Annotated in this window: 16 protein-coding genes and 2 pseudogenes; 6 read left to right on the top strand and 12 right to left on the bottom strand. The window is 75.1% G+C overall.

The window, feature by feature from the left end; translation table 11 throughout:
- Positions 1-9: 9 nt before the first annotated feature.
- The 7 genes and pseudogenes from ABZW03_RS11160 to ABZW03_RS11130 all read right to left on the bottom strand — a co-directional run.
- On the bottom strand, positions 10-762 hold the full coding sequence (locus ABZW03_RS11160; RefSeq protein ID WP_355254925.1) for an Asp/Glu racemase: 753 nt from the start codon (positions 760-762) through the stop codon (positions 10-12).
- A gap of 82 nt (positions 763-844) precedes the next feature.
- The gene (locus ABZW03_RS11155) at positions 845-1,738 is read right to left on the bottom strand and encodes a fumarylacetoacetate hydrolase family protein (protein WP_355254923.1); all 894 of its coding nucleotides are present in this window, start codon (positions 1,736-1,738) and stop codon (positions 845-847) included.
- A 17-nt stretch (positions 1,739-1,755) separates the two neighbouring features.
- The gene (locus ABZW03_RS11150) at positions 1,756-2,967 is read right to left on the bottom strand and encodes a cupin domain-containing protein (RefSeq protein ID WP_355254921.1); all 1,212 of its coding nucleotides are present in this window, start codon (positions 2,965-2,967) and stop codon (positions 1,756-1,758) included.
- The gene (locus ABZW03_RS11145) at positions 2,964-3,935 is read right to left on the bottom strand and encodes a carbon-nitrogen hydrolase family protein (RefSeq protein ID WP_355254919.1); all 972 of its coding nucleotides are present in this window, start codon (positions 3,933-3,935) and stop codon (positions 2,964-2,966) included. Before ABZW03_RS11145 ends, ABZW03_RS11150 begins: the two co-directional genes overlap by 4 nt.
- 8 nt (positions 3,936-3,943) lie before the next feature.
- Positions 3,944-6,319, bottom strand: a complete 2,376-nt coding sequence (locus ABZW03_RS11140; RefSeq protein WP_355254917.1) for an FAD-dependent monooxygenase — start codon at positions 6,317-6,319, stop codon at positions 3,944-3,946.
- Positions 6,316-6,837, bottom strand: coding sequence for a thioesterase family protein (locus tag ABZW03_RS11135; protein ID WP_355254943.1), 522 nt, complete (start codon positions 6,835-6,837; stop codon positions 6,316-6,318). Before ABZW03_RS11135 ends, ABZW03_RS11140 begins: the two co-directional genes overlap by 4 nt.
- Positions 6,817-8,415 (bottom strand): annotated as a pseudogene (locus ABZW03_RS11130) (AMP-binding protein); the annotation flags it as partial. The pseudogene ABZW03_RS11130 and the gene ABZW03_RS11135, both read right to left, overlap by 21 nt.
- Positions 8,416-8,683: 268 nt before the next feature.
- Between ABZW03_RS11130 and ABZW03_RS11125 the strand changes: the two are divergent.
- Positions 8,684-10,030, top strand: a complete 1,347-nt coding sequence (locus ABZW03_RS11125; RefSeq protein WP_355254915.1) for a histidine kinase — start codon at positions 8,684-8,686, stop codon at positions 10,028-10,030.
- On the top strand, positions 10,015-10,662 hold the full coding sequence (locus tag ABZW03_RS11120; protein ID WP_355254913.1) for a response regulator transcription factor: 648 nt from the start codon (positions 10,015-10,017) through the stop codon (positions 10,660-10,662). Before ABZW03_RS11125 ends, ABZW03_RS11120 begins: the two co-directional genes overlap by 16 nt.
- A gap of 33 nt (positions 10,663-10,695) precedes the next feature.
- Here the strand turns inward: ABZW03_RS11120 and ABZW03_RS11115 are convergent, their stop codons facing one another.
- The 3 genes from ABZW03_RS11115 to ABZW03_RS11105 all read right to left on the bottom strand — a co-directional run bounded on the left by ABZW03_RS11115 (position 10,696) and on the right by ABZW03_RS11105 (position 13,780).
- Positions 10,696-11,799, bottom strand: coding sequence for a hypothetical protein (locus ABZW03_RS11115; RefSeq protein ID WP_355254912.1), 1,104 nt, complete (start codon positions 11,797-11,799; stop codon positions 10,696-10,698).
- 164 nt (positions 11,800-11,963) lie between these two features.
- Positions 11,964-12,461, bottom strand: a complete 498-nt coding sequence (locus ABZW03_RS11110; RefSeq protein WP_355254910.1) for a GNAT family N-acetyltransferase — start codon at positions 12,459-12,461, stop codon at positions 11,964-11,966.
- Positions 12,458-13,780, bottom strand: a complete 1,323-nt coding sequence (locus ABZW03_RS11105) for a DUF6271 family protein (RefSeq protein ID WP_355254908.1) — start codon at positions 13,778-13,780, stop codon at positions 12,458-12,460. Before ABZW03_RS11105 ends, ABZW03_RS11110 begins: the two co-directional genes overlap by 4 nt.
- 359 nt (positions 13,781-14,139) lie before the next feature.
- On the opposite strand from ABZW03_RS11105, the gene ABZW03_RS11100 reads away from it, so the two are divergent.
- The 3 genes from ABZW03_RS11100 to ABZW03_RS11090 all read left to right on the top strand — a co-directional run bounded on the left by ABZW03_RS11100 (position 14,140) and on the right by ABZW03_RS11090 (position 17,342).
- On the top strand, positions 14,140-15,330 hold the full coding sequence (locus tag ABZW03_RS11100) for a peptidoglycan-binding protein (RefSeq protein ID WP_355254906.1): 1,191 nt from the start codon (positions 14,140-14,142) through the stop codon (positions 15,328-15,330).
- Between the two features lie 224 nt (positions 15,331-15,554).
- Positions 15,555-16,262, top strand: coding sequence for a DUF2269 domain-containing protein (locus tag ABZW03_RS11095; RefSeq protein WP_355254904.1), 708 nt, complete (start codon positions 15,555-15,557; stop codon positions 16,260-16,262).
- Between the two features lie 72 nt (positions 16,263-16,334).
- Positions 16,335-17,342, top strand: a complete 1,008-nt coding sequence (locus ABZW03_RS11090; RefSeq protein WP_355254902.1) for an LLM class flavin-dependent oxidoreductase — start codon at positions 16,335-16,337, stop codon at positions 17,340-17,342.
- A 90-nt stretch (positions 17,343-17,432) separates the two neighbouring features.
- Here the strand turns inward: ABZW03_RS11090 and ABZW03_RS11085 are convergent, their stop codons facing one another.
- Both ABZW03_RS11085 and ABZW03_RS11080 read right to left on the bottom strand, forming a co-directional pair.
- Positions 17,433-18,974, bottom strand: coding sequence for an APC family permease (locus ABZW03_RS11085; protein WP_355254900.1), 1,542 nt, complete (start codon positions 18,972-18,974; stop codon positions 17,433-17,435).
- Between the two features lie 206 nt (positions 18,975-19,180).
- Positions 19,181-20,827, bottom strand: coding sequence for an amidohydrolase (locus tag ABZW03_RS11080; protein ID WP_355254898.1), 1,647 nt, complete (start codon positions 20,825-20,827; stop codon positions 19,181-19,183).
- Positions 20,828-21,034: 207 nt separating this feature from the next.
- Here ABZW03_RS11080 and ABZW03_RS11075 point away from each other — a divergent pair.
- Positions 21,035-21,251: pseudogene (locus ABZW03_RS11075) on the top strand (TetR/AcrR family transcriptional regulator); the annotation flags it as partial.

The raw sequence follows: 21,251 nt of genomic DNA, 5'->3' as shown, positions 1-21,251 counted from the left end.
CCGGGACCGCTATGCATAGGCGCCGGAGAGCAGGTGCCCGGCCCCGGGTGCGAAGGCGGGCAGGCCGAGGGCCCGCAGGAGCTGGTGGGCGGTGCAGACGGCGGCCGAGACCACCGGTTTGCCCAGCTGCTGCTCGGCCTCCTCGACGGCCGACAGCGAGGGCAGCTGCACGCAGGCGGAGAGCACCACCGCGTCGGCCTCGGTGTACGCGAGCGCGCGGGCGATCGCGGGCAGCCGGGCCGGGTCGTGGGCGGCCACGTCCAGGTTGTCGGCGATCTCCAGGGCGGCGTGGTCGAGCACCTCGATGCCCTCCGCGGCGAGGTACTCGACCACCGTCCGGGCCAGCGGCCGCAGGTACGGGGTGACCATGGCCACCTTCGCGGCCCCGAGCTCGTGCAGCCCGGCGACCAGGGCGCCGGCGCTGGTGACCACGGGCGCTGGGGCGCCGTTCCGGACGGTGCGCGAGTGCAGCCGCCGCTCGGCCTCGCGGTGGTAGCCGGGGCCGGTGGCCATCACCGCGACCAGGCAGGCGTAGCCGATCACGTCCATCCGGGCGTCCGAGAGCTCGACGGCGCAGCGGTCGGACTCGGCGTCCATGGCGCGCAGTTGCTCGGGGGTGACCCTGGTCATCCGCATCCGGCTGGAGTGGAAGGTGAACCGCTCGGGGGCGACCGCCTCGCGGGCCCGCAGCAGGGCGGGCACCTCGGTCTCCATGGTGACGTTGGAGCTCGGGACGATCTGGCCGATCCGGTACGGCGGCATCAGCGGGCGCTCCCTTCGGCGGGCGTCGGTCTTCGGCGGGTGTCGGTCGTCAACAGGTGTCGGTCGTCAGAAGTGCCGGTCCTCAGCGGGCGTCGACCACGGGGTTGGTGAGCGTGCCGATCCGCTCGACGGTGGCCTCGACGACGTCGCCGGGCTGGAGGAACTGCGGCGGCACCAGGCCGGCGCCGACGCCCGACGGCGAGCCGGTGGCGATCACGTCGCCCGGTTCCAGGGTGACGCCGGAGGAGATGTCGGCGATCAGCCGGGCGACGCCGAACAGCATGTGGCGGGTGTTGGAGTCCTGCCGCAGCTCGCCGTTGACCCTCAGCGAGAGGTCGAGCCGCTGCGGGTCGGGGATCTCGTCGGCGGTCACCACGACCGGGCCGAAGGGCGCGTAGCTGTCCTGCCCCTTGGAGAAGAACCACTGCCCGGAGCGGCGCTGGTCGCGGGCGCTGACGTCGTTGACGATGCTGTAGCCGAACACGTGCCGCAGGGCGTCCCGTTCGGCGACCTGGAACGCGGGTTCGCCGATCACCACGGCGAGTTCGCACTCCCAGTCGAGCTGTTTGGTGAGGTTCGCGTTGTGCCGGATCGGCTGGCCGGGGCCGGTGACGGCGGTGGACGGCTTGCTGAACAGCACCGGGCGGTCCGGCAGTTCGCGTTCGGTGTCCAGGGTGCGGTGCGACTCGGCCACGTGCTCCACGTAGTTGAGGCCGACGCCGACGATCTTGCCGGGGCGCAGCGGAGCGCGCAGCGACACCTCGGCGAGCGGCCGGGTGGCCGGCGCCCCGGCGGTCAGCTCGCGCGCGGTGGCCAGGGCGGGCGCCCCGGCGCGGATCAACCCGAGGAGGTCGCCGGGCAGTTCGGCTCCGGCGGCCTCGGCCAGGGCGGCGAGGTCGGCGACCCGGTCCCCGGGGAGCAGTGCGCCGAGGCGCGGGGTGTCGTCGCCGTCCGCGCGGAAGGTCAGCAGGTGCATGGTGGTGGGTCTCCTGGTCAGGCGGTGGGGGTGGGCTGCTGCCCGTCCGGGTGGGCCTCCTCGCGGTACAGGCCGAGTGCGCGCATCACCGGGAAGTCGTTGAAGGAGAACAGGCAGGCGTCCTCGCCCTGGTCGAGGTTCGCGTGCTCGTGCCAGGCCCAGGACGGGACGACGAAGACGTCCCCCTGCTGCCATGCGAAGCGCTGCCCGGCGATCACCGAGACGCCGCGCCCCTTGGCCGCCGTGTAGACCACCGAGCCGGTGTGCCGGTGGGCGCGGGTGGCCTGGCCCGGGCGCAGCAGCTGGAGGTGGGCGGCCATGGTCGGCATCACCGGGCCGCCGGTGACCGGGTTGGTGTACTCCATGATCACGCCGTCGTACGGCGATCCCCCGGTGGCGCGGGCGAGTTGGCACAGCGCGTGGTAGCTGGGCTCCCAGGGCCAGCCGAGCAGCGGCGAGTAGGGCCGGCTCCACTTCTCGACGCCGTACGGCAGCAGGTTGCCGCCGTAGCTGAGCAGCGAGGAGTTGACGACCGGGCCCGGCCGCTGGTGCAGCTCGGGGTGGACCTCGTAGAAGTTGGCGTCGAGGGTGTTGACCAGCGGGATGTCCAGGCCGTCCTGCCAGATCACCGGGGCGTCGTCGGCCTCGTTGCCGTGCTCGTGCCAGGTGTTGTTCGGGGTGATCGCGAAGTCGCGCGGGCCGACCTTGAGCTTCTGCCCGTTCACCACGGTCCAGGCGCCGGTGCCCTCGTGGACGAAGCGCAGCGCGGAGGCCTGGTGGCGGTGCGCGGTCATCGTCTCGCCGGGGCCCATGATCTGCAGGCCGGTGTACAACAGGCCGACGGCGGCGCTCAGTTCGCGGCGGCCGGGGTTCACCAGCATCACCACCCGGCGGCCGGCGTCGTCGGCCTTCACCAGCGGTAGTGCCTTGCGCACCAGCGGGCGGAGGTCGGCGTAGCGCCAGAGCACCGGGACGGACCTCGGCTGCGGGTACCAGGGCTCGATCTCGTTCGCGACCGTCCACAGGGCGCCGGCCTCGTGCTCGGCCAACTCCCGGTAGTAGGCGAGCAGTTCCGGGCTGTCGGTGACCCGGGCCCGGCCGATCCGGTCGTCGTCGTAGCCGTCGTCGCCGTCGCCGTCGCGTCCGGGGAACCGGTCGGGGGAGCGCTCGGGGGCGCCTTCGGGGAACCGGTCGGGGAAGCGTTCGGGCGCGCGTTCGGTGCTGGTCATGCCTCCTCCTCGGGGAGCATCAGGGGCCGCAGCGGGCGCTTGTCCACGTGCAGCCGGAAGACGTCGAAGCGGTTGTAGTGGCCGACGATGTCGTGCATTTGCCGGGGCTGGACGCAGCGGCCGAGGTCGATCTCGGCGTAGACGATGCCCTCCTCGTCCACCAGCGGCTCGGTGACGGGGCGCCCGTCCGGGCCGAAGATCCCGGACAGGGCGCTGTGCGGGCGGGCCAGCTGCTTGCGGACGACCGGGTCGTCGCCGGCGATCAGGTCCACGATCTCGGGCGAGACGGTGGAGCAGGCGACGACGGAGAACACCTTGCCCTCGAAGCAGTGCGCGGCGGTGCGCAGCGCGATCGAGTCCGCCATGTCGTAGTCCTCGGGGCCCACCGGCAGCGCGATGTAGCAGGCGGCGTGGACCAGTTCGCCCTGGGCCAGCAGGGTGAAGCGGGCCAGCGGGTTGGTGTTCTCGCCGCAGGCCAGCGCGCCGAGCGGGCCGACGGCGGTGGGGTGCACCGTGAGGGTGCTGCCGTCGCCCTGCGCCCAGGTCAGCTTCTCGGCCCAGGTCGGCACCAACTTGCGGTGCACGCCGATCAGTTCGCCGTCCGTGTCGATGACCAGCAGGGTATTGTACAGCGGCCCGAGGCCCGGCCGGCCGCGTTCGTTGACCCCGATCACCAGCACCACGCCGGCCTGCCGGGCGGCGGCCCGCAGGGTGTCGGTGTACGGGCCGGGGACGTCCACGGCCGCCCGGTACAGGCGCTCGTACCAGGGCGAGCCCTGCACCGGGTTCATCGTCCAGTTCCAGTACGGGTAGCCGGGCACGAAGACCTCGGGGAAGACCACCAGTTCGGCGCCGTGCCCGGCCGCCTCGTGGATCAGTGCGACGGCCTTGTCGACGGTGGCGGCCGGGTCCAGGTAGACCGGGGCGGCCTGGACGGCGGCGGCGGTGAAGCGGGGCAGGTCGGGCACGGTTCTCGTCACTCCTCGGGGGTGGCGCCGGGGCGGGGCGGTGACCAGCGGCGGTGGACGGGCGCGGGCGGCTCGCGCAGCAGCCGCAGGCGCGGGGCGACCCGGTCGGCGTTCGGGCCGGGCGGCTTGCGGCTGCCCGCCCGCCAGGGCTCGGGCCAGCGGACGCCCGGCCCGGTGTAGCCCCGTTCGGCGGCGGCGTGCAGCGTCCAGAGCGGGTCGTACAGCTGGGCGCGGCCGACCGCGACCAGGTCGGCCCGCCCGGCCAGCAGGACGGAGTCGGCGTCGTCGAACCCGGAGATCGCGCCGACCGCGATGGTCGGCAGGCCGGTGGCGGTGCGGACCAGCTCGGCGAAGGGCGTCTGGTAGCCGCGCCCGTACGGCGGCCGCTGGTGCGCCACCACCTCGCCGGTGGAGACGTCCAGCGCGTCCGCCCCGGCCCCGGCGAGCGCGCGGCAGATCGCCACGGCCTCCTCCTCGGTGGTGCCGCCGGGCGCCCAGTCGCTCGCCGAGATCCGCACCAGCAGCGGACGGCCGGCCGGCCAGGCGGCGCGCACCGCCGTCAGCACCTCCAGTGGCAGCCGCAGCCGGTGGGCGAGCGGCCCGCCGTACCGGTCGGTGCGGCGGTTGGTGAGTGGGGAGAGGAAGGAGGAGAGCAGGTGGCCGTGGCCGAACTGGAGCTCCAGGACGTCGAACCCGGCCCGTGCGGCCCGCTCGGCGGAGGCCGCGAAGTCGGCGGTGACGGCGGCCAGTTGGACGTCGTTCGCCTCGTGCGGAACCGGACTGCCGGCGTCCCAGGGGAGGGCCGAAGGGGCGAGCAGCGGCCACCCCTCGGCGAGCGGGCGTCCGATGCCGTCGGGGCCGGGGACGGCGGTCGCGCCCCGGCGGCCGGCGTGGGTCAGCTGGATGCCCACCGGGGTGTCGCTCACCGCCCGGACGGCGTCGACGAGTCGGCGCCAGGCGGCCTCCTGGTGGTCGGTCCACAGGCCCGGGCACCGGTCGGTGGCCCGGCCCTCGGGGCCGACCGCGGTCATCCCGGCGATCACCAGCCCGGCGCCGCCGAGCGCGTGCCCGGTCAGCTGGGCCCGGTCGAAGCCGCTGGGCAGCGCGTCGGGCGAGGTGAAGGTGGCGAGCGGGGGCACCACGATCCGGTTGCGCAGCTCCAGCGCGCCCAGCTTCAGCGGCCGGAACATCGGCGGCACCCCGGGCGAGCCGCCGAAGGCGGTGTCCACGGCGTCCACGAAGGCGGGGTCGCGGGCCCGCAGGTTGCCGTAGGTGACGCGCCGGCTGCGGGTGAGCAGGTTGAAGGCGAACCGGTCGACGTCCTGCCCGGTGCGCCGTCCGATGGTCTCGAACCACTCCAGACTGGCCTGCGCGGCGCGCTGGGTGGACTCCACCACCGGGCGCCGCTCGGCCTCGTACCCGGCCAACGCCTCGTCCAGGGTGGGGTGTTCGCTCAGCGCCGCGGCCAGGGCGAGGGCGTCCTCCAGGGCGAGCTTGGTGCCGGAGCCGATCGAGAAGTGCGCGGAGTGCGCGGCGTCGCCGAGCAGGACCACGTTGCGGTGGCGCCAGCTCGCGTTCCGTACCGTGGTGAAGCGGATCCAGCGGGAGGCGTCGGGGATCAGCCGGTGGCCGTCCAGGTGCCCGGCCAGCAGCTCCGCGCAGCGCCGTACGCTCGCCAGGTCGCTCTCGCCGCGTGCCGACTCCCGTGCGGCCAGGGTCTCGAAGCCCGCGCGGCGCCAGGCGTCCGCGGCCGCCTCGACGATGAAGGTCGAGCGGGTGGCGCTGTACGGGTAGGCGTGTACCTGGAGGACGCCGAAGTCGTACTGCTCGACGATGAAGGTGAAGGCCTCGAAGACCTTGTCGGTGGCGAGCCACATGTAGCGGCAGTGGCGTTGGTCCAGGTCGGGGCGGAAGCTCTCCGGGTGGGCGGCCCGGGTGCCGGAGTGGATGCCGTCGGCGGCCACCACCAGGTCGTACTCGGCGGCCAGCCGGTCGACCGGCGGGGCCGGGGTGCGGTAGCGCACGTCCACCGCCAGCTCGGCGCAGCGCTGCCGCAGGATGGCGCGCAGCCGGTTGCGGTCCAGGGCGGCGAAGCCGTGGCCGCCGCTGGTGCGGACCTCGCCGGCGTAGCGGACGTCGATGTCGCTCCAGCGGGCGAACTCGGCGCTGATCGCGGCGAACACCCGCGGGTCGGCCCGGGCGATGCCGTCCAGGGTCTCGTCGGAGAAGACCACGCCGAAGCCGGACTCGGCCTCCCGGGCGTCCCGTTCGAAGACGGTGAGCTCCCGGTCGGGCGCCAGCTGCTTGGCCAGGGCGGCGAAGTAGAGCCCGCCGGGGCCGGCGCCGATCACCGCGATCCGGGCGGCGACCCGGCCCGGGCTCATGCGCCCACCTCGGGCCGCTGCGGTCCGGCCTCCGCCAGCGCGCGGCGGACCGGCGCGGGCCACGGCTCGGCGCCCCCGCCCTGCGGCGCGGCGTGCACCACCGACATCCGCCCGCTCGCGGCCAGCCCGTGCGGGCCGTACACCTCGAAGGCGTAGTGCAGCGAGGAGCCGCCGACCCGTTCCACCCGCAGCTCGGTGCGGACCTGGTCGCCGAACCAGAGCCGCTCGCGGTAGTCGGCCTCGAAGTGCACCCGGGGTATCCGCCCGAACAGCTCGGCCAGCCCGAGCCGGCGCAGCAGGGCCGCCTCCGCCGCCTCGGCCCAGCGCTGCACGGCGGAGAAGTGGTAGTGCCCGGCGGCGTCGGTGTCGGACCACTCCACCCGGCGCTCGACGGTGACGCTGGCCGGAGCCGGAGCCGGAGCCGGAGCCGGAGCCGGAGCCGGAGCGGGAGCGGCGGCTGGGGCGGGGGCCGGTGTCGGGGCGGGCGCGGCCCGGCGGCGCAGCTCGGCGCGGTTCAGCTTGCCGGTGGCGGTGCGCGGCAGCTCGGGCACGAACGCGACCGCCCGCGGGTACTTGTACGGCGCGATGGTGCGCTTGACGTGGTCCTGGAGCCCGCGCGCCGTCTCCGGCCCGGCCGGAACGCCCGCGCGCAGCACCACGTACGCCGTGACCACCGTGCCGCGCCGCTCGTCCGGCGCGCCGACCACCGCGCAGTCGGCCACGTCGGGGTGGGCGGCGAGGGCCTGTTCCACCTCGGGCCCGGCGATGTTGTAGCCGGCCGAGACGATCATGTCGTCGTTGCGGGCCCGGAACCAGAAGTAGCCGTCGCGGTCCCGGACGTAGGTGTCGCCGGTGAGGTTCCAGCCGCCGCGGACGTAGTCCAGCTGACGCTCGTCGTCCAGGTAGCGGCAGCCGGTCGGGCCCTTGACGGCGAGCAGCCCGGGCTCGCCGTCCGGCACCGGGCGGCCCCGCTCGTCCAGCACCGCGGCCCGGAAGCCGGGGACGGGCCGGCCGGTGGCGCCGGGGCGGATGTCCGGCCCGGCGGCCGAGACGAACACGTGCAGCAGCTCGGTGGCGCCGAGGCCGTCGATCAGCCGCTGCCCGGTGGCCGCGTGGAAGGCCTGCCAGACGGCGGCGGGCAGCGGTTCGCCCGCCGAGACGCAGTGCCGTACCCCGGCCAGCCGGTCGGCCAGCCCGGCGGCCAGGATCGCCCGGTAGCCGGTCGGCGCGGTGAACAGCACGCTCGCCCGGTGCCGTCGGACCTGCTCGGCGAGCTGTTCGGGGGTGGCCTGCTCCAGCAGCAGGCCGGCGGCGCCCGCCCGCAGCGGGAAGACCAGCAGGCCGCCGAGGCCGAAGGTGAAGCCGAGCGGCGGGGTGCCGGTGAACAGGTCGTCCGGGGTGGGGCGGAGCAGGTGGCGGGAGAAGGTGTCGGCGATGGCGAGCACGTCGCGGTGGAAGTGCAGGGTGGCCTTGGGGCGGCCGGTGGTGCCGGAGGTGAAGGCGATCAGTGCGACGTCGTCGGCGGCGGTCGGGACGGCGGGGAAGGCCGTGGGCTTGGCGGCGCAGCGGGCGGTGAGGTCCTCCGGGCCGGGGCCGCCGTAGGGCAGGATGCGCAGGCCGGGGGTCCGCGCCCGGTGCAGCTCGTCCAGGAAGCGGTGGTCGCACAGGGCGAGGGCGGGCCGGGAGATGCGGTGCAGCTCGGTCAGCTCGGCGGCGCGCAGCAGCGGCACGGTGGTGACGGCCACCCCGCCGGCCTTCAGTACGGCGAGCCAACAGGCGGCCAGCCAGGGGGTGTTGGGGCCGCGCAGCAGGACCCGGTTGCCGGGGACGAGGCCGAGGTCCTCGGTCAGCAGACGGGCGATCCGGTCGGCGTGGTCGCGCAGTTCGCCGTAGGACCACCGGTCGGTGGGGGTGAGCAGGCAGCGGCGGTCCGGGCCGAGGCGTTCGATGGTGTCGTCGATCAGGGCGGCGGCGCAGTTCAGGCGGTCGGGATAGGCCAACTCCGGGAGTTCGAAGAGGAGTTCGGGCCACTGCTCGAAGGGCGGGAGGTGGTCTCGGCAGAACGTGTCCACGTGCGCCGAGGGGGAGAGCTCCATGGGCGGGCACCTCGTCGTGCGAGCGGGGAGTGAGGCCAGTATGGCGGGTCGGTGACGCCAGTCAAGAGAGCGATACATGCATTCGGGCGACCGTCCGGCCGGTGCTTCCCGGGCGGCCCGGCTCACCCGACGGCGGCCGCCGTCGGGGGTGTGGCTGGACCCACCGCTTCGTGGGTCCAGGCGCACACCTGGGCTGACCAGGGCGCCGGCCGGCTCCGCGGGGTGCAGAGTGGGAGGATCGAACGGAGATCGAGGGGTTGGGGGGCCAGTGGGGCAGCCGGGTTCATGGATCGAACGCGCGGGGGTGGGGTTCGTCCGGTCGTGTGCGGTGGCGGCCGTCACCCTGGCGATCCCGGCGGTGTGGGCCGCCGCGGTGGCCCTGGGGATGTGGTGGGGCCCGGGCAACCCGTGGTCGTGGCTGCTGCCCGTGGTGCTGGTGGGCACGGGCACGCTGGCCCTGGCCCGTCCGGTCTGCCGAGCGGTCCGGCTGCTGGTCGAGCGGTGGACCGGCGCCGTCGTCCCGGCCGGCTACCGGACGCCCGGGCCCGTCAGCCGGATGTCCACCGGCTACTGGTGGAACGGGTACGGGTACGAGCGCAGCCGCCGGGACGCCGTCATGGACCAGTCCTGGCGGATCCGGTGGAGCGACCCGGCCACCTGGCGGGACCTGCGGTTCACCGGGATCGCGCCGTTCACGGCGGGCCTGGCCGCGGCCGTCCCGCCGGCCGCGGTGGTGGTGGCGGTGCTCGGGCTGCTCCGGCCGGAGCCGGTGGCGCGGGTGCTCGGGGCGCTCGCCGCGGCGGCGGCCGTCGCCGTCTCGCCGTACGCCTGGCGGTCGGTGGAGCCGGTGGCCGTCCGCTTCCTCGGCCCGTCCGCCGCGATGCTGCTGGCCCAGCGGGTGGACGAACTGACCGCCCAGCGGGCGGACGTGACGGTCGCCCAGGCCGCCGAGATCCGCCGGATCGAGCGGGACCTGCACGACGGCGCGCAGGCGGGCCTGGTCGCGCTCGGGCTCTCGCTGGCGACCGCCGAGAAGCTGATGGAGACCGACCCCGAACGGGCCCGGGCGCTGATGCGGGCGGCGCGGGCCGGGGCGGCGAGTTCGCTGGCCGAACTGCGGGACCTGGTCCGGGGCATCAACCCGCCCTTGCTGAACGAGCGCGGGCTGGTGGACGCGGTCCGCGCGCTCGCGCTGAACAGTCCGCTCGACGTGGCGGTCACCGCGGACGGGCCGTTCCGGCTGGAGCCGCCGATCGAGTCCGCGGTGTACTTCGGGATCGCCGAACTGCTCACCAACGCGACCAAGCATGCCCGGGCGACGAGCGTGCGGATCGCCCTCGGGCACAGCGGGACCGGCATCGTGGTGGAGGTCCGGGACGACGGCCGGGGCGGCGCGGTGGCGGGTGGCGTTCCCGCCGGTGGCGGTGCTCCCACGGGTGGTCGTGCCGCGGCGGGTGGCGGTGTTCCGGCGGGTGGTGGTGCCGTGTCGGACGATGGGGGTGGGATCGCCGGACTGCGCCGCCGCCTCGCGGTGTTCGACGGCACCCTGGAGCTCACCAGCCCGGTCGGCGGCCCGACTTGTGCGATCATGGTGGTCCCATGCGAATCGTTGTAGCCGAGGACCTGTACCTGCTGCGGGACGGCTTGGTCCGGTTGGTCGAGGCCTACGGGCACCAGGTGGTCGCGACGGCCGCCACCGGCCCCGAGACCCTGGACGCCCTGCTGACCTGGCGACCGGACGTCGCCGTCGTCGACGTCCGGATGCCGCCGACCCAGTCGGACGAGGGCCTCCAGGCGGCCCTCGCCGCGCGCCGGGAGGTGCCCGGGCTGCCGGTGCTGATCCTCTCCCAGCACGTGGAGCAGCTGTACGCCCGGGAGTTGCTGGCCGACGGCGCCGGCGGCATCGGCTACTTCCTCAAGGAGAGCGTGTTCGACGGCGATCAGTTCGTCGACGCCCTGGAGCGGGTGGCCGCGGGCGGGACGGCCATGGACCCGGCCGTGATCGGCGCGCTGGTCTCCTCCGCCCCCTCGAACCGGCGGCTCGACCGGCTCACCGGGCGCGAGTCGGAGGTGCTCGGCCTGATGGCGGAGGGGCTGTCCAACCAGGCCATCGCGCAACGGCTGTTCCTCAGCGACAGCGCGATCGGCAAGTACACCACCTCGATGTTCGGCAAGCTCGGGCTGACCGACGACGAGAACGGCAACCGGCGGGTGCAGGCCGTGCTGGCGTACCTCCACAAGCCCTGACCTTCGGCCCGCACGTCAGCCCGGTCGGTCCGGTCAGCCCGCCGTCCCCCGGGCGGAGGCGTCCGGGGTGCGGCCGTCCTGGGCCTGCCGGGCGCGGTCGGCGAGCAGCCGGGCGAAGACGGTGAGCCCGGGCGCGGTGAGGGCGGCGCCCGGCCCGTCGTCGCGCACCACGAGCAGGACGCCGCCGACCCGGACCAGCACCACCGCGGCGGAGGCGCCGTGGGTGCGGGTGGCGCTCCGGTCGCCGATCCGCGGGACGGCCACCGCGGTCGCCTCCTCGCCGCCGGTGCGCTCCAGCAGGCTGTCGAAGGCCTCGGCGGCGGCCTCGGGGGAGGCGAAGGCGATCACCTGGAACTCCGCGGTCTGCACCGAGGCCGCTTCGAACGTGACGGTGGCGTAGGCGAGTTGCCGGTCGCAGGCGTCCGGCAGCAGGCACGGCCGCCCGTCGGCCGTGCCCGTCCCCGACCGCGGCTCCCGCTGCACCCGCCACCCGCGCGGCATCGCCCCCTCATCGGGCAGCACCGCCCGCACCAGCGCGGGGTCGCCCAGGGGCTGCGCGGCGTGCGCCAGGTCGGGCCCGCCCGGCTTCAGCAGCGGGCGCGAGCCGAGGTGGACGCCGAGCGCGACCAGCGCCGCCACCAGCACCAGGACGAGCGCCAGGACGATCCCGGCGTTGCTCCTCCGGGCGGCGAGCGCCCGGGCGCGGGCGGCCGCCGGGCCGGTCCGCAGCTGGACGGTGGACGGGCCCTTCGGTGGCGGCGCAGCCGCCTGGCCGACCCGTAACTGCACGGTGGACGGGCCCTTCAGTGGCGGCGCGGACGGCGGGCCGACCCGCAACTGCACGGTGCCGGGCTCGATCCGCAGCTGGACGGTCGGCGGATCGCCCGGCTGCCCGAGCCCGGTGGTGGCCAGGTACTGCGCGAACGCCCGGTCCGAGGCCAGCAGGTGCGCGACGGCGGCGGTCAGCAGCGCCCGCGCCTCCGCGCTCCCCGGGCTCGCCTCGGCCGCCGCGAGCGCCCGCGCCCCCTCCGGCACCATCCGCAACCGCGCCCGGACGACCTCGGCCACCGCCTGGTGCGGCCCGTCGCCCAGCAGCGCCGCCACCGCATCCGGTGCCGGATCCCGGCCGTCCCCCATGGCAACTCCCCTTGCCGCACGAGTGGTTGCGACCACGATCCCGGACCGCGGCCCACTTCGTACCCACGCCGAACGGAACGGAGACGCAACCGCAACCCCGTCCGGACGAACCCGGCAGGCCGACGCCCCCGCAGGGCTCGGTACGGGCGGCGGGAGCGAGTCGCTCAGCTCACCGGCATCGACATGTACACCGCCCGCCGCCCGTAGCAGGCGGGCACCGGCACCTCCCGGTGCGCCCGGTAGCCGAGCAGCCGCAGCAGGATGTCCGCCCCGCGCACCGCGACCATCGAGATCCGCTGGTACCCCTGCTCCTCCGCCCGGGCCCGGAAGTGCCGGATGAACCCCAGCGCGACGTCCCGGCCGCGCAGTTCCTCGGCGATCACCAGGTCGTGCACGTGCAGGTTGTCCGAGGCGTACGCCGTCTCCTCCGGCCGCGCGAGGTCCGGGCAGCGCAGCGGAGGGTACGGCAGGCTCAGCAGATAGCCGCGGACCGTGCCGCGCTGCTCCAGCACGAAGCAGGTCTCCGGCGAGCCGAGGGCGCGCGACTGGAGTGCCTCCCGGCCCTCCGACAGGCCGTCGGCCGCGTAGGCGTCGTGTTCCAGTGCGACCACGGCGTCCCAGTCGCCCTCGGCCAGCTGCCGGATCCGGAGCTCCTCGCTCACCCGGCCGTCCCGTCCGCGCCGGCGAGGCCCTCCGCGCGGGCGGCGGCCACCAGTGCCGCCCAGGCCTCCACCAGCACCGCCCACCGCTCGGCGTCCTCCCGTGCCTCGTCCAGGAGCTGCTGCCGCCGCCCGGCCACCACGTCCGCGAGTTCGGCGTACTTGCCGCCCAGCTTGCGGTAGGAGCGGTCCAGGACGTCCAGGCAGTGCTCGTTGCCGGCCCGGTCCCAGTCGACGCTGCCCCGCACCAGCTCGAGGATCGGCTCGACCTTCAGCCCGTACCGCTCGTCCAGCATCCCGCGGCCGAGGTCGATCATCCCGCCGTAGACCGGGTACAGGTACAGCATCGAGAGCAGGAACTTGACGAACCGCAGCTGGTACGAGACGAAGCCGGCGCCGGTGCGGCGCTCGGGCGTGTAGTAGTTGACGATGTGGCGGTTGTGGACGACGCCGGGCATCCGGGCGTGGACCAGGGAGTGCAGCAGGGCGTAGTCGCTGCCGATGGTCTCGGTCGAGGGCAGCAGCGGCAGCACCTCGTAGGCCCGGTGGTCCAGGGCGATGTTGCACATGTAGACGTCCCAGATGTCGGGCACGCCGAGGACGGATTCGTCGGTGCCGAACGGCTCGGAGCCGGCGCCCTTGAAGGAGATGTCCACCATCGCGTCTTTCTCCTCGTCCGACCAGACCGGCGGGGTCCACAGGCGCACCACGTCGCGGTAGACGGCCGGGTCCAGCTCGTGGATCTCGCCGATGTCCACGTTGAGTTCGCCGATGAAGGAGCCGCTGACCAGCATCACGGGTTTGTCCGCGTCGGCCGGGTCGAGCTCGGAGCGGGACACGCCGGCCACCGCCTCGCCGGCCGGCCGGCCGATCGAGAGCAGCTCGTGGTGGATCGGGAAGACCTTCCGGCCGTCGACGACCTGGAAGTCGGCGTCGTCGTTGCGCAGGTGCGCCGAGGTGCAGCCCAGGGCGGCCGCGCCCAGGAAGAGCCGGTTGACGCAGGAGCCGTACGCGACGGCCCGCGGGAGCATCAGGTCGAGCAGCAGCTCGGGGTCGGGGGCGCCGGAGGCCTCGGCCACCCGGCGCAGGAACTCCCGCTGCCGCGCCTCGCCGAGGTGGTGGACGAACACGCCGGGGGCGGGGGCCAGCGCGGCCACGGCGGCCGCGTTCCGGTCGAACGCGTCGGCTTCGGTGGTGTCGAGGACGAGGAGGTGCACCTCGACCTCGAAGTTCGCGACCGCGTAGGCCGCCTCCTCGGCGAGCTCCGCGATGGTGTCGGGGCAGGGTCGCATGGTGGGCAGGGCGAGGCAGACTCTTTGCATGGTGCGGGTTTCTCCGTCTGATCGTCAAGTTCGGTGCAGCAGAGGCCAGTTGGGCGCATATGGGCGCCCGGGCGCAGGGCTCGGGCCGGTCCGCCGGACCACCGTGGACTAGACCACTTTTGAAGTCAACGATTGACAGCGGGGCTCCGGCGGGGTGGAATGCGCCCCGCTTCCGCGCGATCGGCCGCCCCCGCACGGGCGCCCGGATCGCACGCGGGAGCGAACAGCCCCCGCAGAGTCGAACGGCCGGTCGAGCACGGGGGGTTCACCGCCGGGCATTTGCGCCGTCGGGGTCAATCCGCGAGCCGGACCTGCCGATACCGGAGGTGATGCCCTTACGCCGTTCGGAGGAGCCCGCAATGCCCGACCCGTGGCTGCCCGGTGCCGAGATCCACGACCTCGGCGACCACGCGCCGACCGATCAGCAGTACCCGCCGAAGGCCATCGCCCACATCACCTGGGACCGCAACGCGACCGCCGCCGCGCCGCAGGACTGGTGCTCCTACGAGGACCTGGTCGGCTACTTCACCGGCAGCGGCGCCGGCAGCGCCCCGCACCTGGTCTGGGACCCGTTCAGCGGCCGCACGGCGCAGCTGTTCCCGGCCGACTCCCGCTCGAAGAGCCTGCTCAGCCCCGCCCAGAGCCCGACCCGCACCAACCGGGCCGGGCGGGTGGTGATCCAGATCGAGGCGGTGTTCTTCCCCTACTGCCGCTACCGGGGCGTCGTCTACCCGCGGCTGGTCGACACCCCGTGCGCGGGCTGGGACCGGATCCACGCCTGGATCACCTCCTGGGGCGTGCCCGACGTCTGGCCGATGGGCCGGCCCGGCGACTTCTCCGGACGCCGCGACGAACAGGCCTGGGAGACCTGCGGCGGCTGGTACGCGCACGCCCACGTGCCGTACAACGACCACACCGACCCCGGCTCCTGGCCCGACTTCACGGTCGGACCCGGCACTCCGGACATCCCCTCGCAGCAGCACCCGGTGCCGCCGGCCACGCCCGCCCGCTACCAGGTCACCATCAACGGCCTGCCGTACGGCTACGGCGCCCAGGGCTACCAGGTGACGGCGGTCGGGCGGGCGCTGGTCGCGCGCGGCTTCGGCGACCACTACCGCTCCGGCCCAGGCCCGAACTGGACGGACGCGGACACCCTGAACTACGCGGACTACCAGGGGAGTCTGGGCTACGCCGGGCAGGCGGCGGACGGCGTCCCCGGCGAGGCCTCGCTGCGCCGGCTGCTCGGCTACCTGCCCGGCCGGCGGACGGTCTCGGTGGCCCATGTGATCGCGGCCGCCAGGACCGATCCGGACGCCGAGCAGGGGCACCTGTCGTACGCCGCCGAGGCGGCGATCGTGGAGCAGGCGCTGGTCGACGAGGGGTTGCTCGAACAGCGGTGGGTGGACGGCTCGTTCGGCAGCCGGACGGTCTCGGCGTACGCGGCCTGGCAGCGGCGCTGCGGGTACCAGGCGGGGGCGGCGGACGGGATCCCGGGGCAGACCTCGCTGCACCGGCTGGGCGCGGCGCAGGGGTTCGCGGTGACCGACTGAGTCCGGCCCCTCCGGGCGGCCGTGGTCGGGGCCGCTGCCGGGCGGCGCGGTCCGGCGGCTGGGGCGAGGTCCGGCGGGTGCCGGGGGAGGCTCGGTCCGGCGGGGTGCCGGGGCGCGTACTCGCGCGGGAGTAGGCGAGGTTACTCCCGCCGTCAGATGCCGGATGAGAAGCGGGCGGGAGAGCCTGGGGCCGTCCTCGTGACCCCGACTCGAAGGAGGTACCCGTGCGCTCGCCCACCGGCGCCGTCGCGGCGTCCGAACCGACTCCACGGCGGGTGGCGGCGGCACCGGTGCCCGCCGGCCGCCGCCTGCCGCCCGCGGTGCGCAAACCGCTGGTCGTCCTGCACGTCGTCGCCTCGGTGAGCTGGCTGGCGCTGATGCTCTGCCTGCTCACCCTGGCGGTGACGGCGCTGACCACCGGGGACGCCGAGCGGCTGCGCACCGCCTACCGGGCGATGGGCCTGCTCGGCGACGTGCTGATCCTGCCGCTGAGCCTGCTCACCTTCCTGAGCGGGGTGGCGCTCGGGCGGGGCACGCCCTGGGGGCTGTTCCGGTACTACTGGGTGAGCACCAAGTTCTGGCTGACGCTCGGGGCGACGGCGGCCTCCGTCCTGGCCCTCCCCGACCGGCTGCACGAGGCGGTGCGGGTGGCGGACGCGCATCCGACCGGCCCGATCACGGTGGCGGACCTCGGCGCCGTCCGCTACACCGCGGTGATCGTTCCGGCGGTGGCGCTGATGCTCTACCTGGTCAACGTGATCCTCTCGGTGTACAAGCCCTGGGGCCGCCGGGGCAGGGGCGGGGTCACGGCCGAGGCCGGGCGCGAGGCCGGGCCCGAGGCCAGCGGCGAGGTCGTGCGCAGGGCCGGGCCCGAGGCGACGGGCGAGGCCGCGGACATCCGTCGGGCCCGAATACCCGGGGCGGGCGCCTGACCGGTCGGCCGCCGACCTTGGCCCCGGCCGTCCTGGGAATGCCCGCGCGGCGGGCGGGCGTTGTCCAGCCATGTGACCAGTGCCGCGCCCACGACCAGGCTCTCCGTGCTCGACCGCTCCCGGACCAGACAGGGTGAGGAGCCGGCCCAGGCGCTGCGGGACACGGTGGCCCTGGCCCGCGAGGCGGAGCGGCTCGGCTACCACCGGTTCTGGGTCTCCGAGCACCACGGCGTGCCCGGGGCGGCCGGATCGGCGCCCACCGTGCTCGCCGCGGCGGTGGCGGCGGCCACCACGCGCATCCGGGTCGGCACCGGCGGGGTGATGCTGCCCAACCATCAGCCGCTGGTGGTGGCCGAGCAGTTCGGCGTGCTGGCCGCGCTGTTCCCGGGGCGGATCGACATGGGGCTCGGGCGCTCGGTGGGCTTCACCGACGGCGTCCGGCGGGCACTCGGGCGGGAGAAGGACGCCGCGGACGAGTTCGGCGCCCAGCTGGCCGAACTGCTCGGCTACTTCGACGGCTCGCAGCAGGCGCACCGGGGAGTCCACGCCCGGCCGGCCGAGGGCCTGCACGTCCCGGCCTTCGTCCTGGCCACCGGCGAGGGCGCCGATCTGGCCGCCGAGGCCGGGCTGCCGCTGGTGATCGCCGCTCCGCGCGGGAAGGACCGGATGCTCGCGGCGATCGACCGCTACCGCGCCCGGTTCCGCCCCTCCGCGCAGGCCGCCGAGCCGTACGTGGTGGTCTCCGGCACGGTGGCGGTCGCCGAGACGGCCGAGCGGGCGCACGAGCTGCTCGTGCCGGAGGCCTGGTCCGGCGCGTACTCCCGTACCCACGGGGAGTTCCCGCCGCTGGCCCCCGCCGCCGCGATCCGCTCCCGGGAGATGACCGTCCGGGAGCGGGCCGCGTACGAGCAGTCGCTCAAGGGCCACATCGCGGGCACCCCGGAGCAGGCCGTCGCCGAGCTGGCGGAGCTGGTGGAGCGCAGCGGGGCGGACGAGTTCCTGGTCACCACCAGCACCTACGACCGCACCGCGCTGTTCGACTCCTACCGGCTGCTCGCCGAAGCCGTCGGCCAGGCCTGACCGGGTGGGACGCGGGGGGAGGAACGGGGCACGGGGAGGAAGCGGCCGCCCCCGGTCTCCCCGCGCCGTCGGCCTCGGTCCCCGTCGGCCTCAGTCTCCGTCGACCTCGCTCGTCCCGAGCCGCGCGTAGACCTCCGGCCGTCGGGCCCGCAGCCGCAGGGCGATCCCGACGCCGGTCAGGAACACCACCGGCACGATCGCGACCAGCGGCCAGTTGACCTCCGGGCCGGCGGCGGTGAAGAGGTCCAGCCGCCACACCACCAGCGCCGTGGCCCCGCACAGCAGCACGGTGGCGGCGAGCGGCGCCACCGCCGTACGGAACGCCCCGGAGCTCGCGGCGGCCGCCCGGTCGCGGCGGAAGAAGACGAACACCGCGAGTCCGGCCAGCGCCTGGAGCACCAGGATGCCCACCACCCCGGGGGAGTTCACCCAGAGGAAGAACTGGTTGTACGGGTCCGCCCCGATCAGCGCCGCCACCCCGACGGCCACCGCCGCCAGCACCGACTGCGCGATGCCGCCGAGCCACGGCGAGCCGTGGCGCGGGTGGATCCGGCCGAGCGCGGCCGGGGCGGCCCCCTCGGTGGCCAGCGCGTAGCCGTACCGGGTGATGGTGTTGTGGAAGGCGAGCAGCGCCGCGAGCAGGCTGGTGACGATCAGCACCCGCTGCACGTCCGTCGCCCAGCCGCCCACGTAGTCGGTCATCGCGGTGAAGAACATCCCGGCCGGGTCGGCGGTGGCGGTCGCCACGGCCTCGGCGTCGCCGTAGGCCTGCACGATCATCCAGGTGACGAAGGTGTAGAAGAGGCCGAGGAAGGCGATCGCGGCATAGGTCGCGCGCGGCACCGTCCGGTGCGGCTGCCGGGCCTCCTCGCGGTAGATCGCGGTGGCCTCGAAGCCGATGAAGGCGGCGAAGGAGAGCCCGAGCACCCCGCCCATCCCGCCGGAGAACACGTGCTCCGGCGCGAACGAGGTCAGGCTCAGCCCGTGCGCCCCGCCCTTGACCAGCACCGCCACCGCGAGCACCAGCAGGATGCCGGTCTCGGCGATCAGCAGCGCCCCGAGCACCTTGGCCCCGAGGTCTATCGAGCGGAAGCCGAGGAACCAGACCACCGCGACCCCGAGCAGCGCCCAGACCGGCCAGGGCAGGTCCAGCCCGAGCAGGTCGGCGGCCGTGGTGTGGGCGAAGAACCCGAAGGCGCCGAACATGCCGATCTGGATCGCGTTGTACGAGAGCACGGCGAGCAGTGCCGCGCCCAGTCCGGCGGGCCGGCCGAGGCCTCGGGTGACGTAGGCGTAGAAGGCGCCGGCGTTGCGGATGTGCGCGGTCATGGCGGTGAACCCGACCGCGAAGAGCGCCAGCACCACGCCGGTGGCCAGGTAGGCGACCGGCGCGCCGATGCCGCCGAAGGAGATCGCGAACGGCGCCACGCCGGCCATCACGGTCAGTGGTGCGGCGGCGGCCACCACGAAGAAGACGATGTCGCCGGTGCCGAGCACCCCGCGCCCCAGCCCGCCGGAGGAGCCCGCCGAGGAGGCGGGGGCGGCGGAGACAGTTGCGGCGGAGGCAGGGGAAGCGGCGGCGTCGGGCGGACGGAGTGCGGACGAGGGGGCCGCGTCGGAGGGCGGGTTCATGGGGGAGCTCTCCAGGGTTCGTACGGACGAGGGCAGGGCGGTCGGCGGCGGGAACGCGTCGGCCGCCGACCGGGGAACGAGGCAGGGCCGCCGTGGGGGACGGCCGGAACGGGCCGGGAAGTCCGTCGGGGTGGGCGGACGGCCGGGACAGGTCGGGAAGCCGGCCGGGGTGGGTGGCCGCCGGAACGGAACGGGCGGCCGCCGCCTCAGCGCGCCGAGCGGTCGCCGCCACCGGGCGGCGCACCGTGGGTGCGCCGCCCGCCGAGCCAGGTGCCGGCCACCTCGATCGAGGCCAGCTCACCGGCCGGCACGGCGTACGGATCGGTGGCCAGGTGCACCAGGTCGGCCCGCAGGCCCGGCCGCAGCACCCCCCACTCGGCCTCCTCGAAGGCCTGGTGCGCCACGCCCGCCGAGTACGCCGCCAGCGCCTCGGTGAGCCCGATCCGCTCCTCGGGCAGCCAGCCGCCGTCCGGCAGGCCGTCCGGGGTCTGCCGGGTGACGGCGGTGGCCAGCCCGGCCAGCGGCTCGTAGCGGGTGACCGGCCAGTCGCTGCCGAAGGACACCCGGGCGCCGCCGCGCAGCAGGGCGGCGATCCGGTACTGCCGGGAGCCGCGTTCCGGGCCGATCCGGGGCAGGGTGAGCTCGGTCATCAGCGGGTCGGTCTGCGCCCACAGCGGTTCGAAGTTCGCGATCACGCCGAGCTCGGCGAAGCGCGGCAGGTCGTCCGGGTGGACCAGCTGGACGTGCGCGATCACCGGTCGGCGCTCGCGCACCCCGTTGCGGCGGGCGGCGGCCTCGACGGCGTCCAGCGCGATCCGCACGCCGTGGTCGCCGATCGCGTGGATGTGCGGCTGGAAGCCCAGCGCGTCCACCGCGGTGACGGCCTCCGCCAGTTCGGCCCCGGTCCAGTTGGCGACGCCGTGCGAGTGCGGGCAGTCGCTGTACGGCTCCAGCAGCGCGGCCGTCCCGGACTCGATGACGCCGTCGGCGAAGAACTTGACCGCCCGGGCGGAGAGCCGCCCGCGCCCGGCGGCCTCGACCCGGTCGCGGTCGGCGGCCAGGCGGGGGAGCCGCTCGCGCCAGCCGTCCGGTTCGAGCAGCAGGGCGAGCCCGGCCCGGACCGGCAGGTCCTGCTCGGCGACGGCCGCCAGCCAGGTGTCCACCTGCGCGGGCTCGACCCAGGCGTCCTGGAGCCAGGTGACCCCGGCGGCGGCGAGCGCGGCGGTGCTCTCGCGCAGTGCGGCGACCTGCTCGGCCAACGGCGGCGGCGGGACGAGCGCGAGGACGGGGTTGAGCGCGCCGAACTCGCGCAGGGTGCCGAGCGGGCTGCCGTCCGGCCGGCGGACGATCTCGCCGCCCACCGGCTCGGGCGTGTCCGGCCCGTACCCGGCCCGGCGCAGCGCCTCGCTGTTGGCCCAGCCGGTGTGGTGGTCCATGGTGCGCAGCAGCACCGGCCGGTCCGGGACGGCGGCGTCGAGCAGCCGGGCGTCGAACAGCCCGCCCTCGGCCAGCCAGGGGTCCACGGCGTCGCCGGTGATCCACTCGGCCTCGGGGTGCCGCCGCGCCCAGTCGCGGACGGCCGCCACGACCTGGTCCAGGCTGGTGCAGTCGCGGACGGGCACGCCGCGCAGGCCGATGCCGCCGAGCAGCGGGTGGACGTGGCCGTCGCCGAAGGAGGGCAGCAGGGCGCCGCCGTCGAGGTCGACGGTCTCGGTGTCCTCGTCGCGCAGGGCGAGGGCGGCGTCGCCGAGGGCGGCGATCCGCCCCGCGCGGACGGCGAGGGCGTGGGTGCGGGGGAGGGCGGGGTCTCCGGTGTGGATCCGGCCGCCGGTGAAGATCGTTTCGGCACGCATGCGGGGGGTCTGCGTCCTCTCCGGGGCAGGGCGGGCCGACGGATGCGCGGGCCTGCCTAACCGAATGGGGTTCGGTTACCGTAGGCGCGGCACCGGCGGGTGCGGAAGGGTTTTACTGAAAGCTGTTCAGTAACGCTTGGATAACGATGATCTTGGTCTGCCGGGGCCGACGGGCCGCCCGGCGACCCCGACGGTGAGGAGCCGGGCATGGCCAGGCCGCGCACACCCCTGCTGGACCGGCAGCGCATCGTGGACACCGCGCTGCGGCTGGTCGACGAGGCGGGGGACCTCACCATTCCCGCACTGGCCGGCGCGCTCAAGGTCAGCCCCTCGGCGCTCTACCACCACGTGGCCGGCCGGGCCGAGATCGTCGCCCTGATGCGCGCCGAGCTGGTGCGCACGATCGGCGAGCAGTCGGTGTGGG

Source organism: Kitasatospora sp. NPDC004799 (genome assembly GCF_040609095.1).
Lineage (GTDB): Bacteria > Actinomycetota > Actinomycetes > Streptomycetales > Streptomycetaceae > Kitasatospora.
This window is presented reverse-complemented; position numbering and strand designations above follow the sequence as displayed.

Bases quoted from the DNA above. Each gene is read 5' to 3' on its own strand.
- ABZW03_RS11160 (WP_355254925.1), bottom strand. From the start codon at position 762: ATGCCGCCGTACCGGATCGGCCAGATCGTCCCGAGCTCCAACGTCACC.
- ABZW03_RS11155 (WP_355254923.1), bottom strand. From the start codon at position 1,738: ATGCACCTGCTGACCTTCCGCGCGGACGGCGACGACACCCCGCGCCTC.
- ABZW03_RS11150 (WP_355254921.1), bottom strand. From the start codon at position 2,967: ATGACCAGCACCGAACGCGCGCCCGAACGCTTCCCCGACCGGTTCCCC.
- ABZW03_RS11140 (WP_355254917.1), bottom strand. From the start codon at position 6,319: ATGAGCCCGGGCCGGGTCGCCGCCCGGATCGCGGTGATCGGCGCCGGC.
- ABZW03_RS11120 (WP_355254913.1), top strand. From the start codon at position 10,015: ATGCGAATCGTTGTAGCCGAGGACCTGTACCTGCTGCGGGACGGCTTG.
- ABZW03_RS11115 (WP_355254912.1), bottom strand. From the start codon at position 11,799: ATGGGGGACGGCCGGGATCCGGCACCGGATGCGGTGGCGGCGCTGCTG.
- ABZW03_RS11105 (WP_355254908.1), bottom strand. From the start codon at position 13,780: ATGCAAAGAGTCTGCCTCGCCCTGCCCACCATGCGACCCTGCCCCGAC.
- ABZW03_RS11100 (WP_355254906.1), top strand. From the start codon at position 14,140: ATGCCCGACCCGTGGCTGCCCGGTGCCGAGATCCACGACCTCGGCGAC.
- ABZW03_RS11085 (WP_355254900.1), bottom strand. From the start codon at position 18,974: ATGAACCCGCCCTCCGACGCGGCCCCCTCGTCCGCACTCCGTCCGCCC.
- ABZW03_RS11080 (WP_355254898.1), bottom strand. From the start codon at position 20,827: ATGCGTGCCGAAACGATCTTCACCGGCGGCCGGATCCACACCGGAGAC.